Here is a 19,712-nt window from a genome sequence, read left to right on the forward strand (position 1 = left end):
CGTTTGTTCGGCGACAGCATCGAGTTCGGCCAGGTGCGGGGTGATGTCCTGGCTTTGAAAATGCGCGCATATCGCTGCAGCCGGAACATGGACCGCCGACCGGATCGCTGAGTGGAATAGCATCGTTCTACGAAAGAGCGGATCAACTCACCACGCCCTTGGCGCGCAGCTCGCGACCGATGCGCGCGATTTCGCGCTCGCCCTCGATCAGCGCTGCGGAGCTGGTGTGCACCGAGTAGTAGCCGAGGTGGAGATCGTGCGGATGCGGGATTGCCGTACCGAGCACGAAGCGCGCGTCGGTCACAGCGTCGAACTCGATCGCCGCATCGGACTGTTCGAATACGGCCAGTTCGCCTTTGTCGACTGGATCGGGCGTGCACAGGCTGCCGTCCATCACTGCGATCCAGCCGACCCGGTAGCCCCGCGGCGGCTGGTAGGTCCAGCGCTGGCCGGCCTTGAGCTCCACAACGAAATAGTTGACGCCCGGAGGTGCATCAATCGGGCTGACCGCCTCGCCGCTATGGCCGAGCAGCACGCGCGCCGGCCCGTCCGACGGGATTTCGTCAGCCGAAAGATGTTGGCTGAAGGCGGGAGCCAGTTCGCGCCCCGGCGGCAAGGCGACCCATAGCTGGAAGGCCTTGACCGGGGGCACGGCGAAGCCGGAATGCCAGACGCCGCGACCGGCGCTCATCCATTCGATGTCGCCCGCCACCATCGTCCCTTCGTGGCCGATGGATTCGACATAGCGACCTTGCCCTTCCATCGCCAGGGTCAACGTGGCGATGCCCGAATGCGGATGCCAGCCGAAACCCTGTTGGCCAATCGCCTCTTGCGTATCGACGAGATCGAGAAATACGAACGGCTTGATCATCTTGCCGACGTCGGAGGGGCTGACCATGCGGACGACCGGCCCGTGCGCGTCGCCGCGCGTGCGGAAGATTACGTTACGGCCGACACCGGCGAGGGGAGTGGGCGGGGTTTGGATGACGGCATTCATGGGCGCTCTCCAGGTAATCGACTTGCAATAGATGAGGTGTCCGGTCAGATGTCTGTATCGGTTTGCGCGTAATCGAGGAAGTGTTCCATGAACACCGTCAGCCTCAAGAATGCGAATGCCTCAGTCAGTCTTCCAGTTCGGAGCGGTGGGTTTTCAGGTGGCCGTGGGGGGCGCGAAGTTCGCTTTGGCCCATGCGGCAAACTCCGTCGGCTGCTGGCCGGCAACTTTGTTGGCGAGCGCGATCGCGTCGCGCGAATCGGAGCCGAGATAGGTGTGCGCTTCGAAGTAGGCGAGCATCGCGGCGATGCCCTCGGCGCCCGGGAACCAGCCCGCAAAAACCTCGCGCGGGACTTGCTTGAACGAGAAGTTGTTTCCTTGGCGATTCAGGGTGGCGATGATCTCGTTGAAGCTCAAGAAATCGCCGACGAGCGGCAAATGTTCACCGTGCCCAGCGAGCTCCGGCCGTGCGAACGCACCAGCCACGATGCGGCCGAGTTCGGTGATGTCGCCCATGTGGATGACCCGCCGCTCGGGATCAAGCGGTAGCGCCCAACCCGCGGTGCCATCCGCCTGTTTCTGCGGACCCATTACGCCGAGCAGGTTTTGATAGTAAAACGGAGCGATCACAAAGGTGTGGTGCGCAAATCCGGCTTCGCTGACGATACGCTCGACCTTCGCCTTGTCCGTGAAATGCGGGACATTGATCTTGCCGCGGCTGATGGTCTCCACGTCTGGGAGCGTCGACCAGATGAAGTGCTGCACACCGGCCTCTTTCGCCGCGTTGACGGCGGCGCGTGCCTGCCTGGGTTCGTCCGTACCTGCTTCCCAGGAATTGGTCACCAGGAAAACGCCGTGCGCTCCGGAAAATGCGGCTTTAAGCGTTTCCGGACGATTGAAATCCGCCAGCACGACTTCGTCACCGAGCTTCGGATGCGTGGCCGGATTGCGCGTCAACGCGCGCACCTTGAATTGACCGCTCGCCTGCAGCGCCCGCACAACGGCGCCGCCTTGCTGGCCGGTTGCGCCCACGACGGCGATGAGCTTCTGGGTGTTCGACATGGTTGTTCTCCAGGGAGTAATTCGTTAGGGCGGTGCTACTTCACGCGGCGAGCGCGGCGGTCTCTTTCTTCGCCGAGGCGATGGCCCCGCTGCGTGCCTCCGGACCCATCGCCACCCCTTCCGCGCGAATGAAGGTGACATCCGTGACGCCCAGAAGGCCGAAGGCCGCTTTCAGATAGGTTTCCTGATGATCGAAGACGGCGGCCGGCGAGCCTTCGCTGTAAACGCCGCCGCGCGACGAGGTGATGACCAGCTTCTTGCCGCCGCACAGTCCGATCGGGCCGTGCTCCCCGTAGCGGAACGTTTTCCCGGCGACGGAGATGCGGTCGATCCAGGCCTTCAGTTGAGAGGGCACGCCGAGGTTGTACATCGGCGCGCCGATCACCACGATGTCGGCTGCCAGGAAATCATCGAGCGCGACCTGGCCCATGGCCACGTCGGCCTTCAATGCTCCGTCGACCGGAGCGCCTTGCGCGGCCGCGAGGTGTGCTGCCGTCAGATGGCCGATCGGTGTGGCGGCAAGGTCCAGACGAGTGACCGCAAGGTCGGGATGACGGCCCCGGAAGGTCGCGACGACATCCGCTGAAAGATCACGGCTGACGGAGCCCTGACCGAGAATGCTGGAATCTACGTGTAACAGTTTCATGAGACTGATCTCCGAACGGAATTACTGCTTGAGTGCTTCGGCCGAGATGAGCAGCCTGGTCTTCATGCTGAAGCCATAGGTCTTGCCAAAGTCGACGCCGAAGTCGCTGCGATCGAATTCGCCTACCGCGTCGACGCCGCATACTTCGCGCTTGAGCATCGGATGCGGCATGCACTTGAATGAGTCAATTGCCAGCGTCAGCGGCCTGGTCACGCCGTGCATCGTCAGATTGCCGACGATCGAGGCAGGCTTGTCGCCCTTGAACTTGATCGTGCCCTTGTAGGTCGCTTCCGGGAATTTCGACGCATCGAAGAATTGATCCGACTGCAGGTTCTGGTCGAGCTTCGTGCTTCCCGTGTGGACCGACGCAATGTCGGTCGTTACTTCAAGGGTGCCGGTCTTTGCCGCGCGATCGAGCGTCACCGTGCCCTGCGACTTGTCGAACTTGCCACGCCAGACCGACAAGCCGCCGATGTGGTCGGCCTCGAAACTCGGGTACGTGTGTTCCGGATCAAGCTGGTACGTCGGCACGTCCGCGAATGCCGACAAGGACAGTGAGGCGGCGAGTGCACCAGCCGCAATCATCAGATGCTTATTCACATCAATTTCCTTGAATCGTTAAGTTGCCGCGCCCGTGGGCGGTATCGGGTGATAAAACGCGCGCCGCGCTGACCTCGTGGCAACGATATGAAATTTGATCTGCACGCCGTCGGCGAGGGCCGACGTGTCCTTCAACTCGCCCGTATCGACGTTGAACACCGGGCGCCTGATCGGCCGCCTCCTGTGCGACACCACAAGTATGGGGATCAAAGGCGTTTCACACTAGATGGTAAAATCGGATCGGATTAATCCATTTATGGAGAAATGCCATGCTCGATCTGAATGATCTCGCGATGTTCGTCCAGGTCGTCCGTTCCGGCAGCTTTTCCGAAGCTGCGCGGCGTCTGCGCATGCCGGCAAATACGCTGAGCCGGCGTATCGATCAGCTCGAAGGGCAACTCGGCACACGTCTGCTGCATCGCTCGACTCGCAAGCTCGCGCCGAGCACGGACGGTCAGGCGCTGTTCGAGCGCTATGCGCCGGCGCTTGACCAGATCCTGGAGATCGGGCGACTCCATGCAGATGAGCAGGCGCCGTCCGGTTCGGTTCGCGTCACCGCGATGGCCGGCCTGTTCGAATTCTTCCGCATGGAATGGTTGGTCGAGTTCTACGCGCGCTATCCACACATCAGCATCGACTTTCTGCTCGACGATGCGCCGTCCGATCTGATCGCAGAGCGCATCGATCTTGCGTTGCGCATGGGCATCGAGACCGGTAGCGGCCTTAAGGTACGTCGGCTGGCGCCGAGTGTCATGATCCTCGCGGCGAGTCCGGCCTATCTGGAACGGCGGGCTGCACCACGCACGCTGCGTGAACTGGCCGAACACGACTGTCTGACGATATCCAATCGCCAGGGTCGCAACACCTGGCGTCTGCAGGGTCCACGCGGTAGTCAGGAAGTGTCGATCAACAGCCGGTTCGCGGTCAACGACATGCGAGTGCTGGCGCAGGCTTGCACAGCTGGACTGGGTATAGCGCTGCTTCCGCAGTTGATAGTTGAGCCAATCATCGCGCAGGGGAAACTGGTACGCGTGCTGCCGACCTATCGGCGGGCCAGCACCGGCCTCGGCCTGCAGCTCGTCTACACGAGCCGCCCACCGGTGCCGCCCGCAGTAGCGGTGTTCGCCGAATTTCTTTCGGAGAAAATGGGCGAAGCGATGACAAACCTCTCGCATTACCAGGTCAGCCGATAAGGTCGGCTCCTTACCCGGGCGGGCCGAAGCGTAAGAGTCGATTCGCCGCCGAACAGATCATCGCGCGCTCATATCAGCGATACGACGGTTCAAGCTTGCGCCGACCCCGGTGAGTCATGCACTTGAGCAATCGGCGCCGCACTCGGATGAGCAGCAGAAGCGCAGCTAGTCCGATGCATTAATAGCTATTGGACTCACTTTGTTAGCACTATATTTAGTGATACACCCGCGGAACACGAGCCAGAACATGCAGGCAACTGTACTTTAATGGTCGCATGACAATCGCTCCGAGGACCGCGAGACGCCAACGAACGTCGAGCCGGCGGATGCGCACGTCAGCACCGGCCGCGCGCGCATGCGGGTCGGCCCAGTAGCCGTATCGCGGACTGCGGCCGATACGACACCAATACGGCGTTATCTCGGACCAGGAGCATCTAATGAAGCCCACACGCAATACAGACTCCGTCCCAGGGGAGTGGTACATCGACACAGGGTGCATCAATTGTGGTGCATCGCGTCACGTCGCGCCTGGGCTGATTGTCGAACGAAACGACAAAAGTGTCTTCGCCCGGCAGCCCGTCACGCCGGAAGAGCAGCTTGGTGCCTGGCGTGCGGTGCTCGTATGTCCTACAGCATCGGTACGCAGCGAAACGAAACAGCATCGTCCGGACGCCGCGATCTTTCCGCAGCAGATCACATCGGGTGTGTGGCGCTGCGGATTTAACGCACGGTCGTCGTTTGGCGCACATTCTTATTTTGCCGAGCGTCCGGATGGCAATCTGCTGATCGACTCACCGCGCTTTGCGGCGGAGCTCGCGAAATGGTTTGAGGACGCCGGTGGCATTGCGCACATCCTTCTGTCGCATCGTGACGACGTCGCGGACGCCGACAAATACGCACATCGATTCGGCGCGCGTGTCTGGATTCACCGGGAGGACTCGTCGGCTGCCCCATATGCCACGGATCTGCTCGACGACGGGTCAGCACTGGGCATTGCGGCCGGCGTGCGCGCGGTCCCTGTACCTGGGCACACTCGGGGCAGCGTCGTGTACCTGCTCGATGATCGCGTGCTGTTCTCGGGTGATTCGCTTGCCTGGAGCCCGCGCGCGCAGGACCTCGTCGCGTTCAGGGACGCGTGCTGGTACTCATGGACAGAGCTCACCGAATCGCTGCGCAAGTTGAGCGCGTATCGCTTCGAATGGTTGCTTCCTGGTCACGGTTGGCTCGCGCACTTGCCGGCCGAGGAAATGAGTGCGCGCTTGATCGCGCTAGTTGCGCGCATGCGAAAGGGTTGAAGTCGCCGGAATACCCCTTTGGGGCATGACGCGTTTCGAAGCCGTCGGCTTCGAACTCGTCACGATACGTCGGAGGCATGCCGAGCTTAGAAACTCAGGGTTTCGTGTGCCTTGACGATGTCGCCGGCCACCGTCTCGATCTGTTCGCGTTTGAGCATGGCCTTTGAGCGCAGCAGCTGATACGCATCCTCCTCGGACATGCCGCGCGAGTCCATTACGATCCGCGTGGCCTGCTGGATCACCCGAACCTTCGCCTGCTTCTGCTCGAGCCGCTCGATGTATCGCTCACGTGCGCGGGATGCCTTGAATTGCGTGAGCGCGACGGCGATGGCGGTCAGTAACCCAAACGAGCGGACCGGCGACGGGATCGTAGCGAACGCGTTCAAGCGCAGCACCGCTTCGATGGTGATCGGATTTTCGTAGGTCACGACCGGAATCACCGGCGGCGACGTGCTGGTTCCCAGCCACGGATAGTCGATCGACAGCGCCTCAGGACGCATTGCCATGACAACGAGGCCGGTGTCGGAAGGCAGGCTGTCGAGGCGCGGCCAGCATACCTGCACGTCACAGCCGATACGCTGAAGCTGCGCGAGCAACTCGTCGCCATCCTGATCCTGCGGATGAATCACAACGACTTTTAGCGAACGCAGGTCGCGCAGGATCGCCGGTGTCTGCGCGGTCCGCTTCATCGATCCGCTCCCGCGCGTGCGAGTTCAGGGTGGGCGTTCGCGGTCCACGCTGGCGTGCTGTGAGAGACGACGTAGGGGTCCGCCTTCACGCGTTCAGGCGCGCGTCCGATTATGTCGAAACGTCCATGCGCGTCGACCCGGCCGATCAACGGATGCAGGTACGTGTGGTTATTGTGCTCGTCGATACGCACGCGGCCTTGCGGCGCGTCGAACTCGAGTCCGGGCAACACGCGCAGCAACAGCGTAGGGTCGTCGGAGCCGACGCGACGAATCGCATCCGCGAGCAGATGCATCTGGAAATACGAGGCTTCCCAGCACATGTTGGTCGGCTGATCCTCGCCGAAGCGGGCCTGATAGCGGGCGACGGCGTCGTGGTTCGCGGCTGTATCCACACTCTGGAAGTACGCGGCCGAAGTGATGTGTCCTTGTGCGAGGTCGTTTCCCATTACCGCAATTTCGGCTTCACTGGTCATATGGCTGGCGATAGGCGTGCGGTACGGATCGAGCCCGACCTGCGCAAACGCACGGTACAGATGCGGAATGCCTTCGCCGACTACCGTGGAGAAAATGAAGTCGGGTGCAAGTTGCTTGATCCGCTTTGCGACATCCAGATAACTCTCCCACGGCGCGTCGAGCGACAGATAGGTTTCGTCCACCTTTTCTCCGCCCCGTTCATGGATCAGATCGCTCATCACGCGATTCGACTCGTATGGGCACACATAGTCTGAACCGATCATGCTCACGCGTGAGCCGAACTGCGTGAGCATGAAGCCGGCGAGCGGAAGTGTGTTCTGATTGGGCGCCGCACCGGTGTAGATCACATTGCGGCTGTATTCGAAGCCTTCATACGGTGTCGCATAGAAGAGCAGCGCATTGTGCCTTTCGACAATCGGAATGACCGCCTTGCGCGTGCTGGACATATAACAGCCGACGATGACCCGAACACGGTGTTCGAGAATGAGTTGTTCGGCGAGGTCGGAATAGCGCCGCGGCTGGCATTGCGGATCGAGACAGATGAGTTCGATCTCACGTCCTGACACACCGCCCGCGCGATTGATCTCCTCCGCCGCAAGCATGGTGGCTTGCAGTTGAGTGACCTCCGCGGCTGAAGTCACGCCTGAGCATGAGTAGAGCACGCCAATTCTGATTGGGTCCGAGGTACTGCGGGCATCAATACGGGGCATTCGATAAAACCAATGGTCGCTACGTTGGGGAAGTACGTTGTTTGTGCGAGTGGCACGCGGCTGGTGCGCACGCGCACTTCTTTTGTGCGGTGCTGAGCCGGCCAGCCGCGCCGACTGCTTTATTTATGATGCCTTCCGCTTTGGCCGGAACGCAACTGATCAATTCGCATCCGGTTCACAAAAGGGTTTTGCGGCACGCATCGCGACCGACTGCTAAAACTGGCATAGCCATTGCTTATAGAATCGCGCTGCCCCGACGTGAATAACGGGGGTCCACAGCATCCATTTCGCTGTTCGAGACAAAGGCGTCTTGAACGGCACCGGCCAAAAAAGCCCGAAACCAGCTTGTCTGGTTTCGGGCTTTTTGCGTTTGCGATTTCTAATCCATGTCGGAGTGAAGCAAATGAAAAGACGTACCTTCCTGTCGGCAGTCGGCTCCGGATTGGTGACCGCTGCGGGCACTGCGCTACCTAAGGCTGCGTTTGCCGCGGGCGCCAGCGATCCGATCAAGCTCGGCTTGCTGTTTTCGCAATCGGGCACGATGGCCAACGGCGAGTCGCTGCTAAAAGATACGGCACTGATGACGATCGATCAGATCAACGCCAAGGGCGGCGTGCTCGGGCGCAAGCTTCAGGGTGTCGTCGTCGATCCGGCGTCGGATTGGCCCATGTATGCGCAGCTCTCGAAGCAACTGATCCTGCGCGACAAATGCGCGGCGCTGTTCGGCTGCTGGACGTCGGTGTCGCGCAAGTCGGTGCTGCCGGTGGTCGAGTCGCAGGACAGTCTGCTTTTTTATCCGCTTCACTTCGAAGGCGAAGAGCAGTCGAAGAACGTCGTCTATCTGAACTCACCGCCGAGCAGTTCGGTGCTCCCGGCGATCGATTACCTGATGAGCGACCAGGGCGGCGGCGCCAGGCGCTTCTATATGATCGGCAGCGACTACGTCTGGCCACGCACGATCAACAAGATGCTCAAGGGCTATCTGAAGACCAAGAACATTCCTGACTCGGCATGGCGCGAACACTACGTTCCGTTTGGGCAGTCGAACTTCCAGACCATCGTGCGCGATATCAAGGATTTCGCTGCGCAACCGGGCGGTCAGGCCATCGTCGTGATGACGGTGGTCGGCGATTCGATTCCGGCGATGTTCAAGGAAGCGATCAATCAGGGCGTGCGCGCAACCGATATTCCGATCCTTGGTCTCGACGTGGTCGACAGCGATCTGGAAGGTCTCGATACGAAGCCGCTGGTCGGCCACCTCAGCTGCTGGTGCTACTTCCAGAACGTCGATACGCCGCAGAACCGCCAGTTCAAGAGCGACTGGAAGAACTACGTCAGCGCCCATAACCTGAAGCATCGGCCGGATATGGTGATCGACCCGATGGTGTCGACATATCTCGGCATCCATCTGTGGGCGCAGGCTGCCGCGAAAGCTCAGTCCATCAGCTCGGACGCCGTGCGCAAGACGCTCGCGGGTCAGTCTATGGTCGATCCGGCGGGTTATACGGTGAAGATGGACGCTTCTTCGCAGTACTTGTGGCGTGGCGACATGATCGGCTCGATCAACGCGACTCAGGGCTTCGACATTATGTGGAAGTCCAAAGACATCGAGAAGCCGGTGCCATTCAGCCCGTTCATCGGCAAGGCGTGACAGTTCCTGTCGAATAGTCAGGCAGTGGTGGGATCGGCATACGCAAGCATGCCGATCCCCGTAGCAGGATCGAATGGAAACACCCATGATTAATTTCAGGCAGATCTTTTTCGCGATCGCTTGTTTGGCGCTTGTCTGGGCCACTACCGCGAGCGCCGCGCCGGGCCGCGCTGCGATGCTCACGGCGTTCTGCGCGACGAACGGCGATAAGGCGGCGGCACTAGAGCAACTCGTCGAAAGCGGCGTGTCGGACGATACGCATGAGCGTGCGTGGGCGCATCAGGTCGTCGATGCGATTCGTAGCGGCGCGCTGGTCTGCGGCGCAGATGGTCAGGCGACGCTGCAGGGAAACCCTCCGCTCGACGCCGCGACCCTTCAGCCGCGTGCCAATGCGTCGACGGATTCGCCCTATGTGCCGAGCATTGTGATGATGCGCAGGCTCGAGGTGGCGTCGGCGGAGATGGACCTCTTCTCGCCGCAGCAGGACACCCGTGCGACGGCTGCGCGGCAAGTCGACAAGTTCTTTGCATTGCTCGATCCCGCTGTCGTCGCTCGTGCGGTCAAGGCGCAGCACGACCCGGATATCGCGACCATTCTCACGCTGGCTCTGGCTAAGCGCGGCCTGATCAGCAATCTGAAGGCCGAGCGCCTGGCGGCGATCAAGGCTGTGGCCGAGGTGCCGAGCGAAACCGCGCGGACCGCGCTGGCGAACTTTGCGGCGCAGGACTCCGTGCGCTCGGATCCGGACGTGCTGGCGGCAGTGGAGGGCGCGATTCGCCACATGGACACGTGGCTGTCGCTCGGCAAGGGCCTGTCGATTCTGTTTAGCGGCTTGAGCTACGCCGGCGTGTTGTTGCTGACGGCGCTCGGCCTGTCGATCGTGTTCGGCCTGATGGGCGTGATCAATCTCGCGCATGGCGAATTCATCATGATCGGCGCGTACGCGACGTATCTCGTCGAACGTTTCATGCAGGCCTATCTGCCGGGCTGGTTCGACGCCTACATTTTCGTTGCGATTCCCGTGGCGTTCATGATCTGCGCTGTGTGCGGCATGTTGCTCGAATTCTTCGTCATCCGGTTTCTGTATCGCCGGCCGCTGGAGACCCTGCTCGCCACGTGGGCGGTCAGCATCGCGTTGATCAAGCTGATTCAGGTGCTGTTCGGCTCGCAAAACGTCGAGTTCATCACGCCCGGCTTTCTCAACGGCGGCATGCAGGTCGCGCCCGGCTTTTTCGTGACCTACAACCGCGTGTTTGCAATCGTGCTCGCCGTGTTGATCTTCGCCGCAACCTTCGCCGTGGTCCGCTTCACGAAGCTCGGATTGCTGATGCGCGCCACCACGCAACTGCGCGACATGGCGCGCTGCCTCGGCGTGCCCGCGGAGCGGGTCGATCGCATCGCGTTCGGCCTGGGTGCGGGCCTCGCGGGACTGGCCGGCGTAGTGTTGACGCAGATCGCCAGCGTCAATCCGTCGATGGGCACGGGCTTCGTGGTCGACTCATTCATGGTGGTGGTTTTAGGCGGTGCGGGCAGTCTCGCCGGGACAGTCGTCTCGTCGCTCGCGCTCGGCGAAATCAACCAGTTTATCGAACCGTTCTACGGTGCGGTTGCCGCCAAGGTGGCCGTGCTTCTGCTCATCGTGCTGATTATCCAGAAGCGCCCGCAAGGACTCTTTGCATTGAAGACCCGCGTATGAACACGTTACCCGATCCGCGTACCGGCAGGAGATTCACCCTGTCGGCATTCGCAACCAAATGGATGGGCCAGACCGTGGAGGTCGGCATCGTTCCGATGCTGGTCCTGGTGGCGCTCTATCTGCCCTTTGCCTATTTTGTGATTCCGGAGTCGAATGCGCTGCATCTCTCGCTGTTCGGCATCAACCTGATCGGACAGATCATGTGTTTCGCGCTGCTCGCGCTGGCGCTCGATCTGGTCTGGGGCTATGCAGGCATCCTGAGCCTCGGGCACGGTATCTTCTTCGGCATAGGCGGCTATATGATGGCCATCTATCTGTTGAACGGCGCCTACGCCGAAACGCACGTATTGCCGGACTTCATGCAATACATGGGCGCGCACGATTTTCCCGCCGTATGGAAGATGCTCTCGCGGCTCGATGTGACGATCCTCGCCACGATCGTTGTCACCGTGCTGGTCGCCGGCGCGTTCGGCTTCGTCACGTTCCGTTCGCGCATCAACGGCGTGTATCTGTCGATCATCACGCAGGCGCTCACGTATGCGCTGATGCTGCTGTTGTTCATCAACGACGTGGGGCTCGGCGGCAACAACGGCATGACCGGCTTCACGAGCCTCGCGGGCCGCAAGCTTGCCGATACGTCCACGCAGATCGGCCTCGCGGTGTGTTCGTGCCTGCTGCTGGTGGTGGCCTATGTCGGCGTGCGCTTTCTCGCGCGCTCCAGTTTTGGCCGCGCGCTCATCGCGGTGCGCGACGACGAAGCGCGGATGCGCTTTCTCGGCTACCGCACGCATACGCTGAAGCTCTTTGCATGGTGTCTCTCGGCGGTCCTCGCGGCGTTTGCCGGAATGCTGTACGTGCCGCAGGTCGGTATCGTCAACCCGACTATCGTTTCGCCGCAACTGTCCGTTGAGATTGCCGTGTGGGTGGCCATCGGCGGGCGCGGCACCCTGATCGGCGCAATCGTCGGCGCGATCGTGGTCAACGGACTCAAGTTCTGGCTGACCGCGCAACTGCCGGCGGTGTGGCCGTTCATTCTTGCCGCCGTGACGCTCGTGATCGTTGTCTATTTCAGCAATGGCGTGTGGGGCACGCTCAAGGCCGCCGGCAGCGAAAGCAAGGGAGGCGGCCAATGAACCACTCACAACGGGCCACGGCCATCTATATCAGCGGGCTGTCTGTCAGGTTTTCCGGCTTCGCGGCGATCACCAATCTGTCGATGGAATTCCGTTACGGCGAGGTCCGCGCGATTATCGGTCCGAACGGTGCAGGCAAGACGACCTTGATGGACGTCATCACGGGAAAGACCCGGCCGGCCGCCGGCGAGGTCTTTCTGAACAAGGTCACGGACCTTGCGACGCTCGACGAAACGTCCATCGCGCGCCTGGGCATCGGCCGCAAGTTCCAGAAGCCGAGCGTGTTCGAAGCGTTGCGGGTTCGCGAAAACCTCGAACTGGCAATTCGCAACGGTCGCGGATATGCGGAGATGGTTCGCTCGCGCCTCGGCGCACAACAGAACCGGCGCATCGACGAAGTGCTCGAGACGATCGGTCTCGAGCACGAAGGGCATCGGATGGCCGGCACGCTGTCGCACGGCCAGAAGCAGTGGCTCGAAATCGGCATGCTGCTTGTCGCCGATCCGCAAGTGATTCTGCTCGACGAACCGGTTGCCGGCATGACCGACCACGAAACTGCACGCACCGCCGAATTGATCGCGCGGCTCAAGTCGCCCGAGCGGGCGGTTGTGGTGATCGAGCACGACATGGATTTTGTCGGCGAGATCGCGGACCTCGTCAGCGTGTTGCATGAAGGGCAGCTGCTCGGCGAAGGATCGATGGAGAGGGTGCGCAACGATCCACGTGTGATTCAGGTTTATCTCGGACGGTGAACATGCTGAAGATTTCCGCACTCAATCAGTTTTACGGCAGCAGCCACACGTTGCGCGACGTGTCGCTGAACGTGGCCGAAGGGGCCTGCACCGTCGTACTCGGCCGTAACGGCGTGGGCAAGACGACCTTGCTGAAGTGCCTCGTCGGGTTGCTGCCGGTCAAAGGCGGTGAAATCGAACTGGCGGGCCAGCCGCTGACGCGCACGCCGTCGCATCGGCGTGTGCTCGCGGGTCTCGGCTACGTACCGCAAGGACGCGAGATTTTTCCGCAACTCAGTGTCGAAGAAAACCTGCGCATCGGCGCCTACGCGGGCGAGCGCAATCAGACCGTCAAGGGCAAGCAATTTTCCTTCGACGAGGTCTTTCATACCTTTCCTGTGCTGAAGACGATGCGCCGGCGCATTGCAGGCAATCTGTCGGGCGGACAGCAGCAGCAGCTTGCGATTGGCCGGGCGCTACTGACCAATCCAAAGCTGCTGATTCTCGACGAACCGACCGAGGGCATCCAGCCGTCGATCGTGATGGAAATCGAGGCGGTGATCCGTTCGCTGAAAGGATCGCTGTCGATCCTGCTGGTCGAACAATTTTTTGATTTCGCGCAGGCGGTCGCCGACGACTATGTCGTGCTGGTGCGCGGGCAGGTTGTGTCGGCGGGGCCCGGGGACCAGATGGAAGCCAATAACGTCAGAGCACTAATTTCAGTGTGATGCGGCGGCAGCGTTGCGCCTATTCACTTCGACAACCCACATCGACAACCCACATTTGAGCAGGAACACCATGATGAAATGGCTGGAACAATCGATCATGCACACACGCGGCGTCGCCCGCGGCCAGGTGCGCGAGACGCATGAACTCAGTGAATCCCGTCAGGGCACATTTCACTACACCATCGGACCGTACTCGGCGCCGGTGATGAACATCGCCCCGGGCGACCGGGTTGTGGTGCAGACACGCGATGCATTTGACGGCAAGATCCTCACGGAACAGGATCTGCCGAGTCAGAAGCTGCGGGTGCCGTTCCTGAATCCGCAAAGCGGCCCGATCATGATCGAAGGCGCGGAGAAGGGCGACGTGGTTGCGGTGTACATCGAATCGATGCTGCCGCGCGGCGACAATCCGCGCGGCACCTGCTGCCTGATTCCGCGCTTCGGCGCGCTGACCGGTACGGAATATACGGCAACGCTCAATGAGCCGCTGCCCGAGATCACCCGCAAGATCGACGTGGACGAAGAAGGCGTCTACTGGAGCAAGCGCGTCACGCTGCCGTACAAGCCGCATATCGGCACACTGAGCCTGTCGCCGGAAATCGACTCGATCAATTCGCTCACGCCGGACAGCCACGGCGGAAATATGGACGTGCCCGACATGGGCCCGGGCAGCATCACCTATTTGCCGGTACGCTCCGCCGGTGCGCGGCTCTTTATCGGCGATGCGCACGCCTGCCAGGGCGACGGCGAAGTGTGCGGCACCGCTGTCGAATTCTCCAGCACAACCACGATCCACGTCGATCTGATCAAGGGCTGGCACATCGAATGGCCGCGCCTCGAAACCGATGAACTGCTGATGGCGATTGGCAGCGCGCGCCCGCTCGAAGACGCGACGCGCATCGCGTACCACGAACTGGTGCTGTGGATGGAAAAGGAATACGGCTTCGACCGCTGGGATGCCTACATGATGCTCAGTCAGTGCGGCAGGGTGCGGCTGGGAAATTTCGTCGACCCGAAGTATTCGGTCGGCGCGGCGATCAGCAAGAAATATCTCGCGCCGGCTGCCTGAGGAGACGCCACCATGGATTTGAAACTCAAAGGTTTGAAGGCACTCGTAACCGGCGGCACCAAGGGTATCGGCCGCGCCATTGCGCAAACGCTGGCAGCCGAAGGCGCGGATGTCGCGCTCTGCGCGCGTGACGGCGCCGCGGTCGAACAGACGGTGGCCGGCATCGTGCAGGCAACAGGCGGTGCGGTCAAGGTATGCGGCGCCTCGGTCGACGTTTCGAACGGTCCGGCGTTGCAGGCCTGGACACGCGACGCCGCCGCGCAACTGGGCGGCATCGACATCGTGGTCGCCAATGTGAGCGCGCTGTCGATCGGCAACGACCCCGAATCATGGCGCAAGGAATTCGAAACTGACCTGATGGGCACGGTCAACCTGGTCGACGCCGCGCTGCCGTTTCTGGAAGCGAGCAAGGCCGCCTCGATTATCGCGATATCGAGCGTGTCCGGCCGTGAAATCGACTTTGCCGCCGGCCCTTACGGGACCTTCAAGGCGGCGCTGATCCACTACATGCAAGGTCTCGCGTACCACCTCGCGCCGAAGGGCATCCGCGCGAACGCCGTGTCGCCGGGCAACGTCTATTTCGAAGGTGGCGTGTGGGATCACATCGAACACAACGATCCGAAGCTGTTCGCGGAAGCACTCGCGTTGAATCCCAGCGGGCGCATGGCGCGCCCGCAGGAGATCGCGAACGCGGTCGCGTTCGTCGCGAGTCCGGCGGCGAGCTTCGTGAGCGGGGCGAATCTTGTAGTGGATGGCGCGCTCACGCGCGGGGTGCAACTCTAAGTGCCGCAAAGCTGCGTTACTTGAGTCGATTCGACAAAAGACCAAGCGGCCTTGACGATAGTGAAAGAATCTCTTCCCTTCTGACCGCCGGCCGCTCAGGCGGCGCGGCGGCCGCCCTGCTGGTATCGCTCGATGACGAGCCACGTGGCATGGCCGCCGATCCGATCAGGATCGGCGTGCCCGTGGGTCTGAGCGACGCGAATAGCGTGGTTGCTGCGTCGGACTGTTCGTGGCCGCCGCGGACCGGATCGGCGTCGAGCGCGACCAGCCGTTTCCTGGACGCAGCCTGATGATCGACTCGCAAGGTTGGCGGGCGGCCGGTCCTGCCAGTCAAACGGACGAAGAGATTCTGGTGGCGTCGGTGAATCTGGCCGACGCGCGCCGGCACCGGCAATTGAATGCGTTCAATCACGTACTACGGGACCGCCGTCCAGATATCTACGGAGACCAGCAGTCAATCGTAAGCGTTCACCCCACGCTGCGCTTATACGCCCGTATAAGCGGGTTACGCTAACGCGGCATTGGCGTATCCAACCGTAGAGTAGATTCGCCCTCCGGCTCGACCTAATCTTCTCTCATCGCTTCACGCTCCCTGTACACCAGCGGAAAGCTCGCGGTTCGGCCCCGCGACGACACCACACTTCCAGATGCCCGCCCGGCCGATTTCCTCTTTAGCGTCTCCAAGGAATCGTCGTGTCACATGCCCTTCATCACTGGATCCATATCGGAAGCAACTCATATGGCGAGTACACGTTCGTGCCGTGGCTCGGCAGGACCGTCTATCGCCGTACGGTCGACTTCTCTTCGGTATGTATGCAATAGCCGCAAAGTCAGAACCTGTTTGACCGCTATCGTTGTTCGACTATTGTTTCACTCTTCCCTGAAGAGGGGGCACGATCTTGAACGCTGAACACAATGCGCCTTTGGACATGCTTCCTCCAGGCCTCGACGATGTATTCAACCCCGGCGAGGTCGAACCCGCAGACGACGCTGCGAGTCTCGCTTCACTGGCCCTGCGACGCTCACTGCTGAATGCCGATCCCTGCGTCATATTGCGCAGCACGCCGGCACGCACCGCAGATTCACGTCGTGAGTGCTTGCATGCGAGTGCGAAACGATGAAGTGGACCGCGGATACCTTTGCGATCCTGCGCGATTTGCGCTCGCTGAAGGTTGTTGTGATCCACCCGCAGGATCAGGATGGCGACGAGCTTCTCGCGCAACTCCACCGCATTGGGTGCGACGTGGAGGTAGGCTGGCCGACACTCGACTGCTTGCCCTTCGGAACCGGACTCGTGCTGATGGCGATGCGCCCCGAAACCCTCTCGATCAATTTTCCGTGGCTCGGAACCGGCAAGTCGCCGCCTGTGATTCCAGTGGTGACCCACGAAAACCCGCTCACCATCGAAGCGGTGCTGCGCCTGAATGCGTCGGCGATGATACTGTCACCGGTCCGCTCATTCGGTTTGCTGACCGCGATTGCGGTGGCGCTGACGCAATATCAGGCATTGCGGATGCGCGATCGATACATTGAGCGGCTCGAGAAGAAGCAAGGGAAGGTTCGAGTGATCCAGCAGGCGACACAGCTTGTAATGGAAAGGCGCGGCGTGTCGGAAGAACAGGCGTATCAGTTGCTGCGCGCAAAGGCGATGCTCAAGCGTGAGCAGATCGAGGTGGTGGCAAGCGAGATTGTCAAGGCACACGAAACGCTCACGCTTTAGCCCACAAGAATACGCGTGTTCATATTGCGCATGAACGATGCGCGCATTTTGTTATAAGTTCGCACGCCACCGGGTGCTGCCGCGAATTTTGACACTCCCGGAAGATCTGAGCGGCGAAACGTTCCGCATGATCGACCTCGAAAAGCCGGTCATCGACGAGTACCCGACACACGGGCAGCACGCTATGGCGGTGGCGATGTGTGACAAGGAATCGACGGTCGGCCAGAGCATCAGGCATTTCACGCGGCAGGTGGCCATTCACAAGGGGCGAGCGCTTGACCTGCATTCGCTGAAGGACGGCATGTTCCAATTGCACGCGGCAACGGAGGTCACGGACGAGCAGCTGCAGGAAATGGAATGCGATGAAATCAGGAACGCCGTGGCCGACCCGCCTGCGAGCAGTGGTGGACGGTGAAGGAAGGCGGACCATTACAGGCCTACGGCATCACACTACCCAGCTGGAAAATCATGTAGATCTCGCCAGGCAACCGGCGCGGCGCTATCGGTATTTCGGCCGTGAGACAGGCCGAACGCCTTCGCGCTCAATGGCATGCCGCATCGTGCTCAGGAGCTTGTCTTCCTGATACCGCCGATCCTCTTCAAACCGCTCAGCTACCGTCGCGTAGGCATTGCGCAGACGCGTGATGATCGCCTCGCAGTCATCGGCATGCAGCCCCAAACGCGTACCGTATGCGACGAGGGCACTGTGCACGGGAAACGTCTTGGACTTGTTGAGATTCAGGGCCATCTTGCCGTCGAGATCCGGATAGACGTCAGTGCATACGACATCGAACACTGGCGCGAGCCGCCGCGCACCGGTCGGGTCGTCGTAGACGATACCCAGGTTCTTCATGTGGGCGTCGCCATCACGAAGCAGGCACGACAAAGCAACACGCTCGAAGAGCCGGTTCTTCTGCAGTTGATCGGAACGCGTGTAGATATCGACGGCCTTTGCAACCATCTCATAGCTGCCCTCATATTTGCCTTTGCCCGTGAGAACACTCATGTCCTCGAAGCCCAGAGGCGAGCCGTCGCTGAGCCGGTCAAAGCGCGCCATCACGAAGAGCTTCCCGTCGTCCGAGAGCCAGAATTGGGGCACATCAAGTCCAGCCTCCTTCGCGACCGACATGCAAAAGAACTCGTTTCGGGCGACCCCTGGAAAATCGTCGCCTTCAGCTTTGACGATCACCGTCTTGAGCGGCAGTGCGGCATGTTCGTAGGGCGGGGCGTCGGTTTCGACCGCAATCGGCACCACCGCCTTGGGCTGAACTCCGGAAATGCCGGAGCCAAGCGCGTATCGGTCGACCAGACGCTCGAAGAGTCGCCGGGACGGCAACGAGAGGAGCTCATCAAGGCGCTCGCCTTCGTGCTCCGGCACGCTCTCGCCTGGGACCGAATAGGTGAGTCGCCCGATCTGGTTGCGGCCCGCGAGAAACAGCAGGAACATATCGCTGGGTGTTCCGTAGCGCGCAAGGCGCTCCTCGATGACGTACCGCAGGTAGCCTTCAGGTCGATTCATTGCGAACACGCCCATCAGATCGCCGCTAGCGTAGCTTTGACGGCGAACTGGCATGGTCAGGGACACAGCGGCGCGGTCGGCCACCTCCGCATAGTTGAAGACATATCGGCTCTCCTTCGCCAGCAGGCCGCTTTTACCTTGCGGTGTGTGGACCTCGAGCGAACGGATTTGCCTGAACAGCCGTTCGACGTCCGGCAATGCCTCAGAGCTCATTCCTCGTCGTCCTTAAAGATGGTGGGGAGATCTTCCAGCACAACGCAATCCATAGGCCGCAGAACCAGCTCATACCCAAGAGCATTCGCGAGCCGGCACAACTCCTTGATGCCCACATTCTCCGCGCTCTCGGCGTTGGTGACCGTACGCCGCGCAACGTCTGCGCGCTCCGCAAGCGTCTGTTGTGTCAGCTTGCGGTCGCGCCGCGTCGCCCGCAGGCTCGCCGCGAGGCGCTCGACGTTATTGATAGGCTGATCGGTGACTTTTTTGCGCATCATAATGCGCATTAGACTAACACTGATTCAGGATGCGCACAATGGTGCGCGTTTTTTGACCCGCTGGCCGCATTTTTTGTATCGGCAAGGGCCTAGGGCAGATGCGCAGTATTATGCGCATTATTAAACTTATTGAATAAAGTGCGCATTATGGTGCGCGTTTTTGGGGTCTGTCAATCTTTGGCGTATTGATCAGAAGCCGTCCAAAGGCAGTACGTTGCTCCGACTCGAGGGCCTCCAGTCGCTTGCGCACCCGCGGCCCGGTGTTGGCATTGGTACGCGTCGAACAGCTGAGAGCATAGCTGGGCAAGTGACGCAAGGCCCGCGGCCTGGTCTGGGTGCCCGACCTCTCCTGCACTGAGTACGTCATCGAGAACCGGAGCGAGGCGACGCAGTCGCACAAACATCGTGCCTTCAACTTTCATTTTGGGCCTCCTGTGGCCAGACGGCGAAGCGCACCCTGGGACGCTCAGCCTTCAGTCAATGCTTCACTTGCGAGTTACGCCTTTCCATTGCCGGCGAATCGAAAGT

At 61.0% G+C, this 19,712-nt stretch carries 20 protein-coding genes; 12 read left to right on the top strand and 8 right to left on the bottom strand.

Translation table 11 applies throughout. From position 1 onward, the window contains the following. Positions 1 to 142: 142 nt before the first annotated feature. The 4 genes from FVF58_RS29415 to FVF58_RS29430 form a co-directional block, all read right to left on the bottom strand. The gene (locus FVF58_RS29415) at positions 143 to 997 is read right to left on the bottom strand and encodes a pirin family protein (protein ID WP_149673290.1); all 855 of its coding nucleotides are present in this window, start codon (positions 995 to 997) and stop codon (positions 143 to 145) included. 153 nt (positions 998 to 1,150) lie between these two features. Continuing rightward, a complete protein-coding gene (locus FVF58_RS29420) occupies positions 1,151 to 2,056 on the bottom strand; it encodes an NmrA/HSCARG family protein (RefSeq protein WP_149673291.1) in 906 nt (301 codons plus the stop codon). A gap of 40 nt (positions 2,057 to 2,096) precedes the next feature. Beyond that, positions 2,097 to 2,702, bottom strand: a complete 606-nt coding sequence (locus FVF58_RS29425; protein WP_149673292.1) for an FMN-dependent NADH-azoreductase — start codon at positions 2,700 to 2,702, stop codon at positions 2,097 to 2,099. A 21-nt stretch (positions 2,703 to 2,723) separates the two neighbouring features. Continuing rightward, positions 2,724 to 3,302, bottom strand: a complete 579-nt coding sequence (locus FVF58_RS29430; protein ID WP_149673293.1) for a YceI family protein — start codon at positions 3,300 to 3,302, stop codon at positions 2,724 to 2,726. Positions 3,303 to 3,571: 269 nt separating this feature from the next. Here FVF58_RS29430 and FVF58_RS29440 point away from each other — a divergent pair, with 269 nt between their 5' ends. Next, positions 3,572 to 4,495 (top strand): LysR family transcriptional regulator, encoded by a 924-nt coding sequence (locus tag FVF58_RS29440; protein WP_149673295.1) that lies wholly within the window; start codon positions 3,572 to 3,574, stop codon positions 4,493 to 4,495. A 437-nt stretch (positions 4,496 to 4,932) separates the two neighbouring features. Continuing rightward, complete coding sequence (locus tag FVF58_RS29445) at positions 4,933 to 5,790, top strand: MBL fold metallo-hydrolase (RefSeq protein WP_149673296.1); 858 nt, start codon at positions 4,933 to 4,935, stop codon at positions 5,788 to 5,790. A gap of 86 nt (positions 5,791 to 5,876) precedes the next feature. On the opposite strand, the gene FVF58_RS29450 is transcribed toward FVF58_RS29445, so the two are convergent. Next, positions 5,877 to 6,479: an ANTAR domain-containing response regulator gene (locus FVF58_RS29450; protein WP_149673297.1), complete on the bottom strand. Its 603-nt coding sequence runs from the start codon at positions 6,477 to 6,479 to the stop codon at positions 5,877 to 5,879. Then, positions 6,476 to 7,663, bottom strand: a complete 1,188-nt coding sequence (locus FVF58_RS29455; protein ID WP_149673298.1) for a transporter substrate-binding domain-containing protein — start codon at positions 7,661 to 7,663, stop codon at positions 6,476 to 6,478. Before FVF58_RS29455 ends, FVF58_RS29450 begins: the two co-directional genes overlap by 4 nt. Positions 7,664 to 8,066: 403 nt before the next feature. On the opposite strand from FVF58_RS29455, the gene FVF58_RS29460 reads away from it, so the two are divergent. From FVF58_RS29460 to FVF58_RS29505, 10 genes are all read left to right on the top strand, one after another. Beyond that, positions 8,067 to 9,314, top strand: a complete 1,248-nt coding sequence (locus tag FVF58_RS29460; protein WP_246217231.1) for an urea ABC transporter substrate-binding protein — start codon at positions 8,067 to 8,069, stop codon at positions 9,312 to 9,314. An 85-nt stretch (positions 9,315 to 9,399) separates the two neighbouring features. Beyond that, the gene (gene urtB / locus FVF58_RS29465) at positions 9,400 to 11,010 is read left to right on the top strand and encodes an urea ABC transporter permease subunit UrtB (RefSeq protein WP_149673299.1); all 1,611 of its coding nucleotides are present in this window, start codon (positions 9,400 to 9,402) and stop codon (positions 11,008 to 11,010) included. Beyond that, positions 11,007 to 12,143, top strand: a complete 1,137-nt coding sequence (gene urtC, locus FVF58_RS29470) for an urea ABC transporter permease subunit UrtC (protein WP_149673300.1) — start codon at positions 11,007 to 11,009, stop codon at positions 12,141 to 12,143. Before urtB ends, urtC begins: the two co-directional genes overlap by 4 nt. Further along, on the top strand, positions 12,140 to 12,895 hold the full coding sequence (gene urtD, locus FVF58_RS29475; protein ID WP_149673301.1) for an urea ABC transporter ATP-binding protein UrtD: 756 nt from the start codon (positions 12,140 to 12,142) through the stop codon (positions 12,893 to 12,895). The genes urtC and urtD overlap by 4 nt, the downstream gene beginning before the upstream one ends. A gap of 2 nt (positions 12,896 to 12,897) precedes the next feature. Then, on the top strand, positions 12,898 to 13,602 hold the full coding sequence (urtE, locus tag FVF58_RS29480) for an urea ABC transporter ATP-binding subunit UrtE (RefSeq protein WP_149673302.1): 705 nt from the start codon (positions 12,898 to 12,900) through the stop codon (positions 13,600 to 13,602). A gap of 73 nt (positions 13,603 to 13,675) precedes the next feature. Then, positions 13,676 to 14,671: an acetamidase/formamidase family protein gene (locus FVF58_RS29485; protein ID WP_149673352.1), complete on the top strand. Its 996-nt coding sequence runs from the start codon at positions 13,676 to 13,678 to the stop codon at positions 14,669 to 14,671. A gap of 12 nt (positions 14,672 to 14,683) precedes the next feature. After that, positions 14,684 to 15,454, top strand: coding sequence for an SDR family NAD(P)-dependent oxidoreductase (locus tag FVF58_RS29490; protein WP_149673303.1), 771 nt, complete (start codon positions 14,684 to 14,686; stop codon positions 15,452 to 15,454). Positions 15,455 to 15,683: 229 nt separating this feature from the next. Beyond that, on the top strand, positions 15,684 to 15,968 hold the full coding sequence (locus tag FVF58_RS29495) for a carbon-nitrogen hydrolase family protein (RefSeq protein WP_188130964.1): 285 nt from the start codon (positions 15,684 to 15,686) through the stop codon (positions 15,966 to 15,968). A 603-nt stretch (positions 15,969 to 16,571) separates the two neighbouring features. Beyond that, positions 16,572 to 17,174: an ANTAR domain-containing response regulator gene (locus FVF58_RS29500; protein ID WP_149673304.1), complete on the top strand. Its 603-nt coding sequence runs from the start codon at positions 16,572 to 16,574 to the stop codon at positions 17,172 to 17,174. Positions 17,175 to 17,301: 127 nt separating this feature from the next. Further along, complete coding sequence (locus FVF58_RS29505; RefSeq protein WP_149673305.1) at positions 17,302 to 17,589, top strand: hypothetical protein; 288 nt, start codon at positions 17,302 to 17,304, stop codon at positions 17,587 to 17,589. A gap of 84 nt (positions 17,590 to 17,673) precedes the next feature. On the opposite strand, the gene FVF58_RS29510 is transcribed toward FVF58_RS29505, so the two are convergent. Both FVF58_RS29510 and FVF58_RS29515 read right to left on the bottom strand, forming a co-directional pair. Beyond that, a complete protein-coding gene (locus FVF58_RS29510) occupies positions 17,674 to 18,891 on the bottom strand; it encodes a type II toxin-antitoxin system HipA family toxin (RefSeq protein WP_246217232.1) in 1,218 nt (405 codons plus the stop codon). Positions 18,892 to 18,902: 11 nt separating this feature from the next. Then, the gene (locus tag FVF58_RS29515) at positions 18,903 to 19,181 is read right to left on the bottom strand and encodes a helix-turn-helix transcriptional regulator (RefSeq protein WP_246217233.1); all 279 of its coding nucleotides are present in this window, start codon (positions 19,179 to 19,181) and stop codon (positions 18,903 to 18,905) included. Positions 19,182 to 19,712: the final 531 nt, after the last annotated feature.

This window comes from Paraburkholderia panacisoli, from assembly GCF_008369935.1.
In the GTDB taxonomy this organism is placed as follows: domain Bacteria; phylum Pseudomonadota; class Gammaproteobacteria; order Burkholderiales; family Burkholderiaceae; genus Paraburkholderia; species Paraburkholderia panacisoli.